Raw genomic sequence first — 18,245 nt, 5'->3', positions numbered from 1 at the left:
CCATATAAGTTTTTATTACTTATTTCATCCAGCTCATCATTTTTCTAAGTTCTTTTCCAACTTTTTCAATTTGATGATCAGCCTGCATTCTTCTTGTTGCTAAAAATGCTGGGCGATTAGCTTTATTTTCTAAAATCCAATTTCTTGCGAATGTACCATCTTGAATTTCTCCAAGTACTTTTTTCATTTCTTTCTTAGTCTCGTCTGTAATAATTCTCTTACCTACTTCATAATCTCCATATTCAGCAGTATCACTAATTGAATATCTCATATATGATAAACCACCTTGATTAATTAAATCAACGATAAGTTTCATTTCATGGCAGCATTCGAAATATGCACTTTCTGGTTGGTAACCAGCTTCAACAAGTGTTTCGAATCCAACTTTGATAAGTTCTGATACTCCACCACAAAGTACTGCTTGTTCTCCGAATAAATCTGTTTCAGTTTCTTCTTTGAAAGTTGTTTCAAGAATACCTGCTCTTGCTCCACCGATACCAGCTGCATATGCAAGTGATAGATCTTTGGCACCATTAGCATCTTGATATACTGCTATCAAACAAGGAACTCCTTTACCTTCTAAGTATTGACTTCTAACTGTATGTCCTGGTCCTTTTGGAGCAACCATGAAAACATTAACATCTGCTGGAGGAACGATTTGTCCATAATGAATATTGAAACCATGAGCAAATACTAAAGAGTTTCCAGCTTCTAAATTAGGTTCTATGCTTTCTTTATATAATTGACTTTGTTTTTCATCGTTAACCAAAATCATGATTACATCTGCTTGTTTAGTTGCTTCTGCTGCTACTGCTACTTTTAGACCAGCTTCTTCAGCTTTTTTCCATGATTTGCTTCCTTCATATAAACCAACTACTACATCCACACCTGACTCATGAAGATTAAGTGCATGTGCATGACCTTGACTTCCATATCCAATAACTGCTACAGTCTTTCCTTCTAATAATGATAAGTTACAATCGTTTTCATAAAACATTTTTGCCATTTTAATTTCCTCCTATTTTTTCTTCTTATATTTGAGTTAGGGATGGTTAAAATATAACTTAACTTATATCTAATACATATGTTCTATTGGGACATCTGTCAATATATAATAAATGATATTTTAGCCTTTACCTTAGCTAATCAATGTATTGTTTTATTTCTTTGCTACCACGTCCAAGTGCAGTAAGTCCAGTTCTAGCAATTTCTTTAACTCCATAAGGTTCTACTAGATTAAGAAATGCTTCTACTTTATTCTGGTCTCCTGTTATTTCAACAGTAAGTGTTTCACTTGAAACATCTATTATGTTAGCTCTAAATATTCCAGCTATTTCAATGATAGCTGCTCTGTTTTTATCTTCTGCTGATATTTTTACCAAAGCTAATTCTCTATATACGGAATTTCCTGGTTTCAGCTCTATTATATTATAAACATCAACTAATTTATTTAGCTGTTTTGTTATCTGCTCTATAATCAAGTCATTTCCTCTAGCTACAATCGTCATTCTGGAAAACTCAGGGTTTTCAGTTACTCCAACAGACAAACTGTCAATATTGTATCCTCTTCTGCTAAACAATCCAGCGACTCGACTCAGGACCCCAGAATGGTTAGTAACTAAAACTGATAATACGTGTCTATTCATAAATATTCCTCCTTCCAATGTCTACTAAATCAACCAAATAATTAGTTTGTTGGTTTATTAAGTTATTGTGCTAAATAATCAAATTAAACTACTACCTTTTTCAGTGAAAGTTTCGTACCCGTAAGTTTCATTGTTATTGATATGTAGCCTAATTTTATATATAAAAACGCCCCTACAGACTAAACTGTAGGGACGAGGAAACCACGCGATACCACCCTAATTGTCTTTACAATCAAAGACCACTCTATACAGGTTCTAACAAACCCTAGCCTATAACGGGGCTCCCCGGTAACCACCTACTATTTTCAATGGTCCTGCTCAAGAGCGATGTATATTTTTACAGTAGTACTGATTCTCACCAACCATCAGTTCTCTGAAACCACATATGCAAATTATACGTCTCTATCACTGCATTTATCTGACAATTTCTTTTGATTGATAGTATTATACCAAGATAAACTATCCATGTCAAGCTTTAATTGATGTTTTTTCTATATTTATTTTTAATTACAATTATGGTAATTTTATGCACGCTAGTGAATATTTATAAACAAGCTCCTATTTTTAACTGTGTATGACAGTTCCACTTTCACCTTTTATAACATAAGGAGCATTTTTTAGTGAAGCTATTACTGCACGCCTTTCTTCTTTACCTTTTACGAATTCCATAGCTGCTTTTACTTTTGGTAGCATACTTCCTGCTGAAAAATGTCCTTCTTCTATATATTTCTCTGCTTCTTCTACGTATACATCACTCAGGGATTTTTCATTAGGTTTTCCATAATTGAGACATACGTTATCAACAGCAGTCAATATGAAGAGATAATCAGCATCAACGGTATCAGCCAATTTTGCAGAAGCATAATCTTTATCAATGACAGCCTCTACACCTTTAAAATCACCTTCACCATCTTTAACTACAGGTATGCCTCCTCCTCCACAAGCAATTACTATGAATTCATTATCCAACATATTTATTATTGATTCCTTTTCAACCAAATCAACTGGTTTTGGAGAAGCTACCATTTTTCTATAACCTCTACCAGCATCTTCTTTTATAATAAGGTCTTTATCCTTTTCCATCAATTCTGTAGCTTCTTCTTTAGTATAATAACCACCTATAGGTTTAGTGGGATTATTGAAAGCTTCATCATCTTTATCAACTATAATCTGTGTCACAACTGTAGCAACATGCCAAGGCATCTTCTTTTTAGTCAACTCTTTTTTAATACCTTTTTGAAGATGATATCCTATATATCCCTGACTCATAGCAGTACACTCTGGAAGTTTAACAGGTACTACTTTGTCATTGACTTTAGATGCTTCTTCAAATGCTAGATTGATCATTCCCACCTGTGGTCCATTACCATGACTGATAATTATCTCATTCCCTTGAGCAATCAATTCCACTAGAGCTTCCGCAGCTTTACTTATTTTCTCTTGCTGCTCTTCTGGTGTAGTTCCTAGAGCATTTCCACCCAGCGCAATTACTATTCTGTGTAAAGCATTTTTATAATGCATTCTAATTCAACTCACTTTCAACTGTGATTTCTAATCCAAGCTTTTTCTATAGAGATATACACCAAATAATGTTGTCAGGATAAATCCGATGATTAGTGTCAGATGATATAATGAATCCCATCCTTCACCTGTTACAAACAACAATATTACCCCTAGAGCAATAAATAAAAATCCAAGTATACTTGAAAGATACAAACCAAATTTCCCTAAAGGCACTTTGTATGGTCTTTCTACATCAGTATCCTTGTTTCTTAGTTTTACAGCTGATGGGAATAACCATAAATATGGCAAGAAGAATATCAAAAAACTAAAGGATAGTATTGTCCAAAATGCATCATTGGCACTTCCTGATAATAAGAAGTTCAATACAATTAAAACTGTAGAAATGACACCCATCAATACATATGAGTAGTCTGGTGTATTATATTTTCTATGTCTGTGACCTAATAACTTTGTCTTCTTAGTAAATTCAGCTTGGTCCAGAACTTCCACTCCACCTAGAGTCCACGAAATCATGTTAGAGACAAGAGTAAATAATGCCACAGCAACAATAACATTGAATACCGCTGTCTGTGCATTTCCAAAAATACTACATAACTCTTTTATAGCTAGAATGAAGCCATCAAGAGGTTGTATATCTCCTGCTGGAATAGCTGCTAACACACCAAAAGTACCAATCACATATAATGCTGTTATCAGTATTCCTGCTAAGATTGTCATCTTAGGTATGTTCCTCTCTGGATTCTCTATACTGGAAGCCACAGAACTAATCAACTCGAAACCTAATAGATTATATACTATTGCTGAGCTGAATGAAATTGTATTGAAATCAAATTCAAGTGCAAAATTGGAAATAGAAAAATCATTAGCAAAACCTTTTTGTACTCCATATACAGCACCTAAAACACCGAAAACAATTAGCACAGCAACTTTTAAAATAGCCGCAATATTAGTTACTTTTATACTGAAATCAACACCTCTTATACCGATATATACGATAATCCAACACATGATGATAGCTAAAGCCGCCAATATCCACAAATCCATATTAGGTACATATGCCATTGAAAACCAAGTACTGAAAGCTATAAAAACCGCTGGCATCCAAAAAGCAACATTAACCCAATAATACCAAGCCACAAGTGTTGCTTGAAAATCTCCATAAGCTCTCCTTACCCATGCGAAGATACCTCCATCTTCTGGATATGCCGCTCCTAATTCAGCGTTAATAAGCCCATATGGAATGAAAAATAGAATAGCCGTCAGTATCCATATTGTTATAGATGAAACTCCCATTGCAGCTGGAGCTACAAATGTATCTAGAACAACTATTCCACATACTGTAAATGAAACCATTTTAAACAAACTAACTTTCTTTTCTGCCATAATCTCCGCTCCTTTTATTAAAGGGATAGAATTGCTTTACCCCTATTTTATTTATAACGGTTGTTGTTGCGTAATACAGTGAATATTTCCTCCACCTAATATTATTTCTCTTGCATATATTCCTTCTATTTTTCTATCAGGAAACACTTTCTGTAAAGTCTCCATTGCCATATCATCATGAACCTTGTCACCAAACAGAGGTAAAATTATCGAGTCATTACCTATATAAAAATTAGCATATGAAGCAGCTTGTCTATCTCCCTCTTCTCTTGGTAATGTACCATCTACACTATCAACACCTTCACTCTCTTCTTTCGTAATCAAAACTTCATCCGGTATATGCAATTTATGAATCTCCAATTTTCTACCTTTCGCATCTACTTCATTAACTAAACGATCATAAGCTGCTTTTGATAATTCATACTGAGGGTCTTCTTTATCATCTGTCCAAGCTAATACAATAACACCAGGTGCACAATAGTGAACAATATTATCCACATGCCCGTTTGTCTCATCAAGATAAATACCATATGGAATCCATAACACTTTTTCTACACCTAGATATTCTTTTAGAACATTAGTTATTTCTTCTTTTGACAGATGAGGATTTCTACTCTCATGAAGCAAACATATCTCAGTAACAATAGCTGTTCCATCACCATCTGTATGGATTGAACCACCTTCTAATATGAAATCATCCAAGCTATAATAGTCCAATTCTTCTATTTCACACACTTTTCCAGCTACTTCATCATCTTTATCCCACGGGAAATATAATCCATCAACCAGACCTCCCCATGCATTAAATCGCCAATCTATCCCTCGTACAACTCCTTCATCATTAACAACGAAAGTCGGTCCTATATCTCTCATCCAAGCATCGTCATTAGACATTTCGACAACTCTGATATTATCACTAAGAACTTCTCTAGCTGAGCTATACTGTCTCTCTGATACACACATTGTTACCTTTTCATACTTAGCAATAGCTTCAGCTACATCAGCGTAAGCTTTTTGAGCAGGTTTCGCACCTAGTCTCCAGTTATCAGTTCTTTCTGGCCAAACCATCCAACATCCTTTATGTGGTTCAAATTCACCTGGCATCCTGAATCCGTCTTTTTTTGGTGTACTATCTATCTTTTTAGCCATATTTTCCTCCTTATCTGTGTAATCCTTCAATATAGTCCATTGTTAGATTGATTTTAAGAAATTTCTTATTTTATCGTCATGACATTTTATCTTTTCTTGTGTAGGTTCTTCATTAAATCTGAAAGTAAGATATACTAAAAGAGCCATCTGAGCAGTTAATCTATTTTCAGCTTCATCAAAAATTACCGATCTATCGCCTTCCATTACTTCTCTAGTTACTTCCCTTTGGTCATTAGCTGGTAGACAATGCATGAATATAGCATCTTTTCCTGCTTTTTCCATCAATTCTTCTGTTATCACATATTTAGGAATAAATGTTTTCAGTCTAATTTCTTTTTCTTCTTCTTGACCAAACCAATAAAAGCTATCTGCAATGATAATATCACAACCTTTTACCTCTTCTATATCATCAGTTACAGTAAGTTTGCCACCTGATTCTTTAATATTTTTGTTAGCTATATCTTGCCATGATTGTGGTGCTTGGAATTTCTCTGGACCTATATGTTTGTAATGCATACCGAATTTAGTACAAGCAAACATAAGTGATGAATTTACATTAGTAGCGTCACCAACAAAAGCTACTGTCAAGTCAGATAACTTTTTACCTTCTGGTAAATGTTCCATCATAGTAAATAAGTCCGCCATGATCTGAGTTGGATGCAACCAGTCACAGAGTCCATTAATTACTGGTACTGAAGAATATTTTGCTAGAGTTGCTACTGTTTCATGTAGATTGACTCTTGCCATGATGACATCTACCATTCTAGCTAAAACACGAGCTGTATCTTCTAAGCTTTCTTTCGCTCCAAGATGAATATCTTTTGGTGACAAGAAAAGTGCATGTCCTCCTAATAATGATGCCGCCGTTTCAAAAGAAACCCTTGTCCTTGTTGAAGGTTGTTCAAAAATCATAGCCACTGATTTTCCTTTAAACAATTGTGGTATTGCATTATCTTTTCTAGCTTCTTTTAACATTCCCATTAGTGAAAGTATATCTTCAAGTTCCTTTTTGGTGTAATCCTGTGTTGTAAGAAAATGTTTTAGGTTTGTCTTGTTCAAATTAGTTGCACTTGATGATGGTTGTTTCATAATAATACACTCCTTTTCATTTCTTAATATTTATTTTTAATCTAATACCTATTACTTTTCATAATTATTATCTGTTAATAATCCATTGTTATTAATTTTTTTTCTAGTACAATAAGAAACTATTACTGTAACGGTTAGATTTACTAGAGCTGGTACAAGAGTAAAGAATTCCCATGGTTCAGGTATTATAGATAATTGTGTTATACAACCGATGAGGTTAACCATTAAACCACTCAGCATTCCAGAAATAACACCATATGTGTTAACCCATCTGGCTTTCAAGGCTAATACAAAAGGAAAGAATAGAACTCCAAACTGTAAAGTAAAAGCAAATATCGTCAAATCATAAATATCAGTACTGGTTAAGCCAACTATAGCTGACAATAACCCAACGACAACTACAAATATTTTAGTTATCCTTAGAATCATTTTATCTTCATCTTTAATTTTTTTGTATTTCCTTCTATTTGCAGATAAAGGCTGGTATATGTCATTAGAGAATAATACAGCTGTAGCAAAAAGTGACGTACTTGCACTAGATAAAATAGCCGCTAACAATGATGCAACAAAAAAACCTAATCCTACAGGATTCAATAGTTCTTTTGCCAAATAAGGTATAAGTAATTCGCTATCTCCCTGAAAAAGACTATGATCAATAATTCCCGTATTTACCATAGTAATAGCAATCAGTGCAATGATAATAGGTATAAAACCAATTATCCAATATAACACTCCAGCCATTATCATACCTTTTTTTGCAGTATTCTCATCTTTTGCCATAAAAGCTCTCTGTGCAATATCAGGACTTGGAACATTACCTAATGCCATTCCTGCCCACATTGCAAGATAACTTATCCAAGGAACTATGCCTTTACCCCTTGGTAAGAAATTCCAAAATCCTTCAGGTGCATTCGCAAACACGTTGTCAATACCTCCAGAAGTTCTGAAACCGATTACTAAGATGGTTATAAGACCAATAAAAATGATTATCATTTGAATTGTATCCGTCCATACTACAGCTACCAGTCCTCCCATATAAGTAAATAAAACCACAACTGCTGTCGCTATCAAAAAAGCTATATTGAAATTTATATCAAATAATATATTAAGTATTTTACCAATAGCTAGTAATTGTACTGCTGTCCATATGATATAGGTGGGAATCATTAGAGAAGATGCTAGATAGCCTGTAGCTTTTCCGAATCGCATTGTATATAATTCTCCAATAGATTTAATATTCAGTCTTCTTAAAATTTTAACAAAAAATATTCCTATAATTATTAAAGCAAGTCCAGCTGCAAAAGGATCTTCTATAACTCCAAAAACACCTTCGTTATAAGCCGCACCTGTAGCACCGATAATAGTACCACCGCCCCAAAAAGTGGCGAATAACGTACCTACGATAAGCGCTAGAGGTGCACTTCTTCCTGCAACTAAATAATCGTCAGAATTCTTCACTTTCATACTGGCAATTTTTCCTATTATAATAATTCCTATAAAAAAAATACCTATAATTATTAATGGGATAAGGTTATTCATACATTTTTCCCTACCTTCTTGCTACTATGACATAATATAAACTTATAAGTTTATACTAAAATAAGTATGACTTGTTTTCATAAGAATTATTCATGATAATGATATTTATGACAAAAACGGATTATGGAAAACATGAATGGGAAACCAAATTAAACTCATAATGAAATTCGTTTAACTTGGTTATAGAATAATAATATAAAAAGACACCTCATTTCCTGATATATCATCAAGAAAAAAGATGTCTTGTTTCTTAATCTCTAGTTAATTTCTTAGCCAATTTTACCGCCATATTGGCATCTTCACTGTAACCATCTGCTCCTATTTCCTTCGCATATTCATCAGTTATTACTGCTCCGCCTATAATAACTTTCGCTCTTAGATTCTCTTCCTTTACCAGTTTAATGACATTTTCCATTTCTAACATGGTAGTGGTCATAAGAGCCGATAGAGCGATGATATCTGCATCCACTTCTTTTGCTTTATCTACAATTACTTCTTTCGGTACATCTTTACCTAAGTCAATAACATCGAACCCATAGTTTTTTAACATCAATGCCACTAAATTTTTACCTATATCATGAATATCACCTTTTACCGTAGCAATAACTATCTTTTTCTTTTGTTCTATATTATTGTCTTTTCCCTTTTCTAGTAATGGGTCCAAATAATCCATTGCTACCTTCATTGCTTCAGCACTCATAATTAATTGAGGTAAGAAATATGTCTTGTCTTCAAACAATTCTCCTACTTTTGCTATAGCAGGAATGAGGTATTCTTTAATTATAACCTGGGGTATATCTCCACAATCAAGAGATTTCTTGACGTAATCTACTATTGTCTCCTTTTCACCATTCACAACCATTTCGTATATGGTTTGCTTAACGTCAATCTCATTACCATTATTCATTTCAGATTTTGTTTGACCTATTTCTTTTTTTACCTTAATTTTATCTTGCTTACCAAATGAATCAATATACGTAAGGCTATCTTTATCCCTCATAGCTAATACGTCTGATGCTTTTTTTATATTCATCAATAACTCATCAGAAGGATTAGCAATAGCCATTGTCAAGCCTTTTCCAATAGCCATAGCCAAGAAAGCTGTATTAATCAATTTTCTCTCTGGTAAACCAAAAGAAATATTGGATAATCCAACAATAGTTCCCGTACCGAAATCATCAGAACACCATCTTATGGTTTCCAGAGTTGATTCTGCTGCATTACCATTAGAAGCTATCGTAGTAACTAATCCATCAACTATGATATCTTCCTTTTGATAACCTAGTTTTTCTGCATGTGAATATATTTCGTTTATTATATTATGTTTCTCATCTATATCTTTTGGTAGACCGCTGTCACTAAGTGGTAATAGAATGAACATGGCTCCATATTTTTTTGCAATAGGTAGTAATCTATCTATTTTATGCTTTTCAAGGGATATAGAATTCACTAAAGCTCTACCAGGATATATCCTTAAAGCTGCTTCTATAGCTTCTATAGTAGAAGAATCGATGCACAGAGGAACTTTTACATAAGTTGATAATTGCTCTACAGCTTGCCTCATTATACCTACTTCATCAATTCCATTCATCCCTACATTCACATCAAGTACAGTAGCACCTTTTTCAATCTGTTCATAAGCTAAAGAAACTACATAATCCATATTTCCATTGCGTAGATTTTCTTGTAATTTCTTCTTGCCTGTTGGATTAATTCTTTCACCTACAATGATAGTAGGATTATCTTCACCTATAAAAACACGTTTACGTTCTGAAGTAAGTACACTTCCTTGTTTTTCATTCCATAGCTTAATTTCACAATCTTCTACTTTGTTTTTCAGCTTACTTATAAATGCTTTAGTTGTACCGCAACAACCTCCAATGATGTTTGCTCCTGCTTCTACTAATAATGTTCCATAATCAGAAAATTCTTCTTCATCCATATCAAAAACTGTTTCGCCTTTTTCATATTTCGGCAATCCAGCATTAGGCTTGACAATCAATGGTACTTTTGCATATGGCTTCATTGCTTTTACAATGTTGGTCATATCGTCAGGTCCTGTTGAACAATTGCAACCTACTGCATCAGCTCCTAGATTCTGTAATGTAATTAATGCAGTCACTGGGTCTGTTCCATTGAGTGTATATCCGTTTTTTTCATATGTCATACTGACCATTACTGGTAAATCACATGTCTCTTTTATAGCTATTAGTGCAGCCCTAGCCTCATTTACATTCATCATAGTTTCTATAACGAACAGGTCCACACCTGCTTCTACTAAAGCTTTCACTTGAGGTTTGTAAGCATTGACGATATCTTCAAAATGATAGTTGCTTAGAGGAAATATCTGTGCTCCTGTTGGGCTTAAGTCTCCTGCAACCCATACATCATTACCAACAGCCTCTCTCGATATTCTGACTAACTCTTTATTCATCTTCTCTAATTCATCTTGCAAATCAAATTCCGATAATTTTATTGAGTTACAGCCAAAAGTACAAGCATACACTACTTTTGAACCAGCTTCAGCATATCCTCTTTGAATATCCATAATGACTTCTTTATTCTCTATAACCCATTTTTCAGGGCATACCCCTCTAGGCATACCTTTTTTCTGTAATTCTGTACCAGTAGCTCCATCTAGTATTAATATATTATTTTTCAGATACTCTCTAAATGCTTTTTTTGTCATGTGAAATCAAACCTTTCAAAATTTATACGTAAGTTATTATCATTAAACTTTCCCACCTTCAATCAGATGCAGGTAAAAAAACTCATCTTATACATTTTACTATTTTACTAACCATTTCCACTCTATTAAAAGGTGTCATTAAATATATTCCATCTACGATGTCTTTTATATTCATCGCCATATCTACGGCAACTCTTACACCAACATTCTCCGCTTCTTCCCTAGTCATGTCTTTACTGAACATATTGCAGATATCATCAGGAATCTCTATACCCGCTATTTCATTATTAAGGAACTGTGCATTCCTGTAACTTACAATAGGCATAATACCACCTAATATTTTTATATCAGTATTTTCTTTTATCATTTTCAGATTATTGATTGCTTTTTCATTATATACAGGCTGTGTCAATAAATATTTTGCTCCTGCTTCTTGTTTTCTTTTTATCCTTTTGATAATTTTATCCACATGAGTCAAATTAGGATTAAGTGCTCCTCCATATATGATTGAATCATCTTTGTCATAATCAACATTCAATTCTTTCACTAATTCCATCAGCTTGATGGAATTGACATTGAAAACACTAGAAGTCTCAATTCTTTCTTCACTTGGAATAGGATCACCTGTAACTAACAATAGGTTTCTGATCTTTTCTATATGTGCACCCATGATAACTGATTTTAACGCTATAACATTTTTATCTCTACAGCAGATATGTGGCATTACATCAATACCAACCTCTTTCGCTATTTTATTAGCCATTATAATAGAATCTGCTCTAGGTCTTGAAAGTGGGGAATCTGCTATAGTAATTATATCTACTCCTTCTGCTTTCAAACGATGTGCACACTCCATGATTTTCTGAGCATTTCCATTATGAGGAGGGTCTAATTCTACTGCAACAACAAATCTATCCTCCTGTAATTTCTTATAAAATCTGTTAGGTACAGCATTTATATTTCTTGTCTTCTTTATAGCATTCCTATGGGATATAGATGAAGGTTCATAATCTCCATCTAATGAATTGACAATTTCTTTTATATGATCTGGTGTCGTTCCGCAACATCCACCAATAACTTTGACTCCTAATTTTTTTATATCGATAATAGCTTCTCCAAAATATTTCGCATTATCTCTATAAACCGTTCTTTCGTATATCTTATCAGGATAACCTGCGTTAGGTATAGCTACGATATTTTCATTTTCTATGTCTAATAGCCTTATGACTTTGTACAGATGTCTGACACCAATTCCACAATTGAATCCATAAGCAACAAGCCCTTTAATTTTTCTTGCTTCTTCAATTAAGCGTCTGGCACTTATTCCATCCTTGGAATATCCAAAAGAATTGACTTTGAACTGAGCTATAATTTCCGCCTGTTGATTCTTGGATAATATATATTCTGTTAAGATTTTGATGTAATTAATATTTGAGAAAGTTTCAAAAATAAATATATCCGCACCTAGACTAATTAAAGTATCAATTATAAAATAATATTCATCTAGAATACTTTCTTTTTCAGAATCTAATTTTTCAGGAATGGGACCTATGGATGCTCCTACAAATACATCTTTATCCATAGTACAATTCATGGCAATATTATAACCTTCTGTAATAATTTCCCTTAACTCATTCCTGTTGCACTTCAAACTAACAGTATTAGCTGAAAAAGTATTAGTTCTAATTAATTTAGCTCCTGCATCAATATATTCATTATGAATAGCTTCAATAATTTTCTTATCATTAATATTAGCGAATTCAGACACTGTTGTATTTTTATTGGTTTTCTTAGAATAATAGGTACCCATAGCACCATCTGCAATTAGAATCTTGTTTTTTAAATAGTCTTTTAAATGCATATAATCATCCTTACTCTTGACTTATACGTTTTATATTTTGAAGTTCCAGACCTGTATTATTATTAATCACCAAAGTAGCTATACATTTCTCTCCAGTCTGGGGAAGAGTGACATTAAAGTTCTCAATCTTTCCTTCTTTCATTAACTGCTCTATACATTCTTTCGTAATATCTTTTTTACCATATCGTTCTAACGTATTCTTCCATATTTTGTATTTACAATTATTTCTCCAATCGCTACAATAATAAGCTTTACTATTCTCCAGTATTTTACCCTTTTTACATACTGGACATGTCCCTAATCCTTTTAATTTGACTTTCTTGTTTTCTGGAATAGGCTTTTGTTCAAATGCAACCTTTCCTTTGCTTTTACTAGCTGAATTAACAAGATACACTACGAATCTTTTAATACTACCCATAAAACGATTAGATTCCATGTTGCCTTTATTGATGCTAGTCAAACCTTTCTCCCACTTTCCAGTTGTTTCTGGAGATTTTAATTCTTCTGGAATGATCTTAATGAGCTGACATCCTTTTTTAGTAGGAATTAATGTCTTTCCTTTTCGCTTTATGTATTCAACTTGTATGAGTCTTTCTATTATCCCCGCTCTTGTCGCAGGTGTTCCGAAACCAGATTCTTTCAAGTGTTCTTTCAATACTTCATCATCAGTGAATCTACCAGCATTTTCCATAGCACTAAGTAATGAACTCTCTGTATATGGTTTTGGTGGAGTAGTTTGTTTATTCAATTTCTCTGTGTCCACTACCTTTTTGATATCACCTTTTTTTAACTTAGGCATTATCTGCTCTTTATCATCTTTAGTAGCTGTATATAGTGCCTTCCAACCTTTATCAACAATTACTTTACCCGAAGAAATGAAGCTTTCACCTTCTATATCAAATATTATTTCAGTTGTTTCATACTTATAATAATCATAAAATACAGAAATAAACCTTTTAACGATTAAATTATATATATTGAGTTCATCTTTTGAAAGATTATTTATTCTTGGCACCACATCTGTTGGGATAATAGCATGGTGATCGGTTACTTTACTATTATTGATAATCCTTTTATTGAACTTCAATTGGCCTTTTGCAAGTAGTGGCTCAATAGCTTTATTATAAGGTGGAATATTGATTTTTTTCATGGTACTCTTGACTTTTTGTTTCATATCATCACTAAGATATCTGCTGTCTGTTCTTGGATATGTAACTAGTTTTCTCTTTTCATATAAGTTCTGAGCAATATCTAGTACTTTCTTAGCGGTATAACCGTATTTTTTGTTTCCATCCCTTTGTAGTTCTGTCAAGTCATATAATAAAGGTGGTGGCATTTTCTTTAATTTTTTATTTACTTCTTTTACTACACCATCTTTATCAACTATTTTATTAACTATCTGTTCTGCTTTTTGTTTATCGAATATTTTTGTATCTGATGGTTTTTCATTAAACCATATTGCTCGAAAATTATCTTCAAAAACCGCATATACTTCTACATAATCTTTTGGTACAAAATTATCTATCTCATTATTTCTATTGACTATAAGAGCTAATGTAGGCGTCTGAACTCGTCCAATACTAAGTAATACATTATTGACTGTCGTATAAGCCCTGGTAGCATTAATTCCAACAAGCCAATCTGCTTCTGAACGACATTTGGCACTGTAATATAGATTATCGTATTCGTGACCATCCTTTAATTTACTGAATCCCTCATTAATGGCTACATCCGTCATACTTGATATCCATAACCTTGAGAAATCTTTTTTACATCCAATATAGTCATATATATATCTAAAAATCAGCTCTCCTTCTCTTCCACTATCTGTTGCACATATTATAGATTCTACATCGTTTCTACCTAATAGTTTCTGTATAATCTTTAATTGTTTTTCTGTATTCGGATAAGGTTTTAGCTGAATGTTTTCTGGAATTATGGGCAGCTGGTTATATCTCCATTTCTTGAATTTCTCATCATAATCGTCTGGTTCTGCTAGTGTTATCAAATGACCTACAGCCCATGTTATTATGTAATTTTCTCCTTCTATATATCCATCTCTTTTCAAACTGCATTTCAAAACCTTAGCTATATCTCTCGCTACTGAAGGTTTCTCTGCCAGTACTAATTTCTTCCCCATTTATTACATTCCTTTCAACTTTCCTTTGATTCTTGTGTGAATTATAGCATATAAATAATGTTTTTTCCATATTTATGCGTAATGATAAAATTTTATCTGTATAACTGAAATATCAGTTACACAGATATATTAGATTCTTCCATAACTTTTAGGTGTTAGATTTACCATTTTCTTGAATATCTTAGAGAAATAGTATGGATCCGGATAACCTACCGATCTTCCTACAGCGCTTACTGAAAGATCTGTTGATCTTAATAGACCTTTTGCCTTCTCTATGCGAAAATGTATAAGATAATCTTGAGGTGTCATACATAATACTTCTTTGAAAATTCTAGTTAGATAGCTTCTATCGAGATTAAGAAAGTTAGCTATGTCTTTTATCTTAATATCTTCACTATAATTTCTTTTGATATAGCTTATAGCATTCTGGACATAGACTTCACTTGTATTATCATTCATGGTTGGGATTTTTTTATCGCTGATATTTGTTAATTCATCCATTAGTAAGTACAATAATCCTTTACTCCTTAATTCAAAATTGATTCTGGTATTTTCCAGATTGTATATTGATTTTACGATTATTTCTATGATTTTATTTTTATCGAATGATAGTATAGGATTTTCATAAGATAAGTTACAGGCATCAAGTACACCTTTCACATTTTCTCCATGAAAACCTATCCAATAATAATTCCATGGAGCTTTCTTATCAGCTTCATAATATGTTAATACATTTGGGCATATTAAAAAAGCCTGCTTCTCGTGCAAGTTATATATAGTATCATTTGTTCTGAATATTCCTTTACCTTCTATTACAAAATGAATTATGTAATGGTCCCTGATAAATGGTCCAAAATTACTTCCTTTTGAGCAATTCTGATACCCTTTATGGTATATTGTCAATTCTTTTTCTATATTAAATTCACTTTTATTTATTTCATGTATCCCCACGAAATTCACTCCTATATCACATAATTACAAATAGTAATTCTAATACGATAGTTTTATTTTATACTTTATTTGTAATTATTACAAGAGGAGTTATTTTTATTTAGAAAAAATTGATAATTTCGTGGTCTAATAAGTACAATTTTATATATAAAAATCCCCTATCCGAACAATAAACACGATAGGAGATGTTATAGAAGCATAAGATTTTTTTAGTATTTATTTTATATTATTCTTCTTTCTCAAAGGTTAAGTCTGAATACACTAGCTTGAAATCAATATAATCGTTCATATTAGAACTGAACATGCCATGCTCAATTTCTTTCCATGTATATGAATCCTCATTTATCAATACATAATATTCATATTCAGAGAATGTGGCTCCTTTTCTAGGTTTACCAGTATATCTAAGTAAATACTTGTATTCATATTTTATTTCAGTATCATCCTCGTAGCAAGATAGAGTATATTTTTCACTATCATAGTGTAAATCTTTAACATAAAGGACTGGATATTTATCCTTCATCTCTTCATAGCACTCTTTTGAATATCCTGATGGATCTCCAAGCGTAAGATAATTTACTAATCTGACGGTACCTGTTTTTTGTTCTTCTGTATCTTTAATGAAGTTCTGCCAAATAGATTGGCCTGAAGTTATGTCCAAATTTTCTAAAACAACACAGTTGTCATTTTTAGCGTCTTCTAGCGTGTTGTAGCTAGGTATTATTTTATGGAATAAGTTAGTGTATTTAATGCAGATTGGTAATGATATTATAATTAGTATGATAAAAATTATAATGTATTTTTTCATTTTATCCTCCTACACAACTTATGTATTTTGTTTTTTTATCATTGATTAATTATTTTAAATCGCTTCTTTATAGTTAATTCTGCTAATGATTTCTTACCGCTAATTACTAATTCAATGTTACCTAGACTTTCTTTGTCTGGATTTTCTTCTAAAGAATCATAACACCATTTCAAATCTTCATAATTATTGTTAGCAGATACTAAATGAAAGAATTTATCTTTTGGATTTAATCTATTCATTTCATTTAACGCTAACAGAATCTTATTCATATTGTCTTCATTAGAAGTCGTTAATAAAGTTTCCTGTATATTGTCTATATCACAAGAATCTAATATTGTTATGTAAGATTGTAAATATTGTTTTTCATACCTATCAAATTTCATTTCAATTATTTTAGGTTTAATAATAAATATTATAAAACCTACGATTAAAATTATAGCTATGAATGCAATTGTTTTTTGTCTTGATTTCATATTATTCTCCGTTCTAAGTAATTATCTAAAAACTTATCAGGAATACGTAACTCTATTTGTTGTTTAAAGGGTTTAAAGTAATCTCCTAAAACTACATCTGAAAAACAATTTTGTCCTTTAATTAATGGTATATATGTAACCTTACCTTGTTCAATTGAACATCCATTATATCAACATCATAATTGAAAACAATGACAAAATAATCATATGCTATAAATTTAATCTCGAATGCTCTATAAGAAGAATCCTCAACAACATCATAGATTGCCAATATTCTCCTTTCTTAAATATTAATCTGTGAATCCATAAATATTATTAAAGATTATAAGTCATTTACCTAGTTGGGCTATGTAATCACTCAAGATTTTGAGATTATAACTTATGCAATTTGGTTTTTATCATCTGAAATAATCTGGTCTCTTTATAGTTAGTTCTGCTAATGATTTCAATCCGCTTATTACTGATTCAATGCTACCTAGTGTCTCTTTATCTGGATTTTTTTCTAAGGAATCATAACACCATTTTAAATCCTCATAATCACTGTTATCAGATAGTAAAGCAAAGAATCTGCTTTTTGGATTTAGTCTATTCATTTCATTTAGTGCAACTTTCATCTTATCCATAATGTCTTTATTAGTAGTTGTTAATAAAGTTTCCTGTATATTGTCTATATCACATGAATCTAATATTGTTATGTAAGATTGTAAATATTGTTTATCATACCTATCAAATTTCATTTCAATTATTTTAGGTTTAATAATAAACATTATAAAACCTACGATTAGAATTATAGCTATGAATGCAATTGTTTTTTGTCTTGATTTCATATTATTCTCCGTTCTAAGTAATTATCTCCATCCTCGTTCTAGTGACATGCTCCCCCACTAAACCTATAAAACGGTTTTGAGGGGGCTTCTTGGGACGTAGTAACCTAATGGTTACTATTATTACCAAGCTCTACGGGTAAGCCCTACCCTGTAATATTTTAATATT

14 protein-coding genes and 1 other annotated feature are annotated in these 18,245 nt (G+C 32.3%); all 14 genes read right to left on the bottom strand.

Going from position 1 to position 18,245, the window contains the following annotated elements; translation table 11 throughout:
- Positions 1-19 precede the first annotated feature (19 nt).
- Positions 20-1,006 carry a ketol-acid reductoisomerase gene (gene ilvC, locus QMG30_RS18100; RefSeq protein ID WP_281817803.1) on the bottom strand — a complete coding sequence of 329 codons (987 nt, stop codon included), beginning with the start codon at positions 1,004-1,006 and terminating at the stop codon, positions 20-22.
- Positions 1,007-1,142: 136 nt separating this feature from the next.
- Complete coding sequence (gene ilvN, locus QMG30_RS18095) at positions 1,143-1,646, bottom strand: acetolactate synthase small subunit (RefSeq protein ID WP_281817801.1); 504 nt, start codon at positions 1,644-1,646, stop codon at positions 1,143-1,145.
- A 185-nt stretch (positions 1,647-1,831) separates the two neighbouring features.
- Positions 1,832-2,064: a binding site (T-box leader), on the bottom strand.
- Positions 2,065-2,210: 146 nt separating this feature from the next.
- On the bottom strand, positions 2,211-3,167 hold the full coding sequence (arcC, locus tag QMG30_RS18090; protein WP_281817798.1) for a carbamate kinase: 957 nt from the start codon (positions 3,165-3,167) through the stop codon (positions 2,211-2,213).
- Positions 3,168-3,197: 30 nt separating this feature from the next.
- The gene (locus QMG30_RS18085) at positions 3,198-4,553 is read right to left on the bottom strand and encodes an APC family permease (RefSeq protein ID WP_281817796.1); all 1,356 of its coding nucleotides are present in this window, start codon (positions 4,551-4,553) and stop codon (positions 3,198-3,200) included.
- Between the two features lie 51 nt (positions 4,554-4,604).
- The gene (gene aguA / locus QMG30_RS18080; RefSeq protein WP_281817793.1) at positions 4,605-5,702 is read right to left on the bottom strand and encodes an agmatine deiminase; all 1,098 of its coding nucleotides are present in this window, start codon (positions 5,700-5,702) and stop codon (positions 4,605-4,607) included.
- Positions 5,703-5,744: 42 nt separating this feature from the next.
- Positions 5,745-6,791 (bottom strand): putrescine carbamoyltransferase, encoded by a 1,047-nt coding sequence (ptcA, locus tag QMG30_RS18075; protein WP_281817791.1) that lies wholly within the window; start codon positions 6,789-6,791, stop codon positions 5,745-5,747.
- A 51-nt stretch (positions 6,792-6,842) separates the two neighbouring features.
- On the bottom strand, positions 6,843-8,255 hold the full coding sequence (locus QMG30_RS18070; protein ID WP_281817788.1) for a sodium:solute symporter family protein: 1,413 nt from the start codon (positions 8,253-8,255) through the stop codon (positions 6,843-6,845).
- A gap of 325 nt (positions 8,256-8,580) precedes the next feature.
- Positions 8,581-11,019 (bottom strand): homocysteine S-methyltransferase family protein, encoded by a 2,439-nt coding sequence (locus QMG30_RS18065; protein ID WP_281817786.1) that lies wholly within the window; start codon positions 11,017-11,019, stop codon positions 8,581-8,583.
- Positions 11,020-11,101: 82 nt separating this feature from the next.
- A complete protein-coding gene (locus QMG30_RS18060; RefSeq protein WP_281817783.1) occupies positions 11,102-12,880 on the bottom strand; it encodes a bifunctional homocysteine S-methyltransferase/methylenetetrahydrofolate reductase in 1,779 nt (592 codons plus the stop codon).
- A gap of 10 nt (positions 12,881-12,890) precedes the next feature.
- Positions 12,891-15,020 (bottom strand): DNA topoisomerase III, encoded by a 2,130-nt coding sequence (locus QMG30_RS18055; RefSeq protein ID WP_281817781.1) that lies wholly within the window; start codon positions 15,018-15,020, stop codon positions 12,891-12,893.
- A gap of 129 nt (positions 15,021-15,149) precedes the next feature.
- Positions 15,150-15,971: an AraC family transcriptional regulator gene (locus tag QMG30_RS18050; RefSeq protein ID WP_281817780.1), complete on the bottom strand. Its 822-nt coding sequence runs from the start codon at positions 15,969-15,971 to the stop codon at positions 15,150-15,152.
- 226 nt (positions 15,972-16,197) lie between these two features.
- Positions 16,198-16,779: a hypothetical protein gene (locus tag QMG30_RS18045; protein WP_281817778.1), complete on the bottom strand. Its 582-nt coding sequence runs from the start codon at positions 16,777-16,779 to the stop codon at positions 16,198-16,200.
- A 38-nt stretch (positions 16,780-16,817) separates the two neighbouring features.
- A complete protein-coding gene (locus QMG30_RS18040) occupies positions 16,818-17,252 on the bottom strand; it encodes a hypothetical protein (RefSeq protein WP_281817776.1) in 435 nt (144 codons plus the stop codon).
- A gap of 398 nt (positions 17,253-17,650) precedes the next feature.
- A complete protein-coding gene (locus QMG30_RS18035) occupies positions 17,651-18,079 on the bottom strand; it encodes a hypothetical protein (RefSeq protein WP_281817774.1) in 429 nt (142 codons plus the stop codon).
- Positions 18,080-18,245 lie beyond the last annotated feature (166 nt).

This window comes from Vallitalea longa (assembly GCF_027923465.1).
In the GTDB taxonomy this organism is placed as follows: Bacteria; Bacillota; Clostridia; order Lachnospirales; family Vallitaleaceae; genus Vallitalea; species Vallitalea longa.
This window is presented reverse-complemented; position numbering and strand designations above follow the sequence as displayed.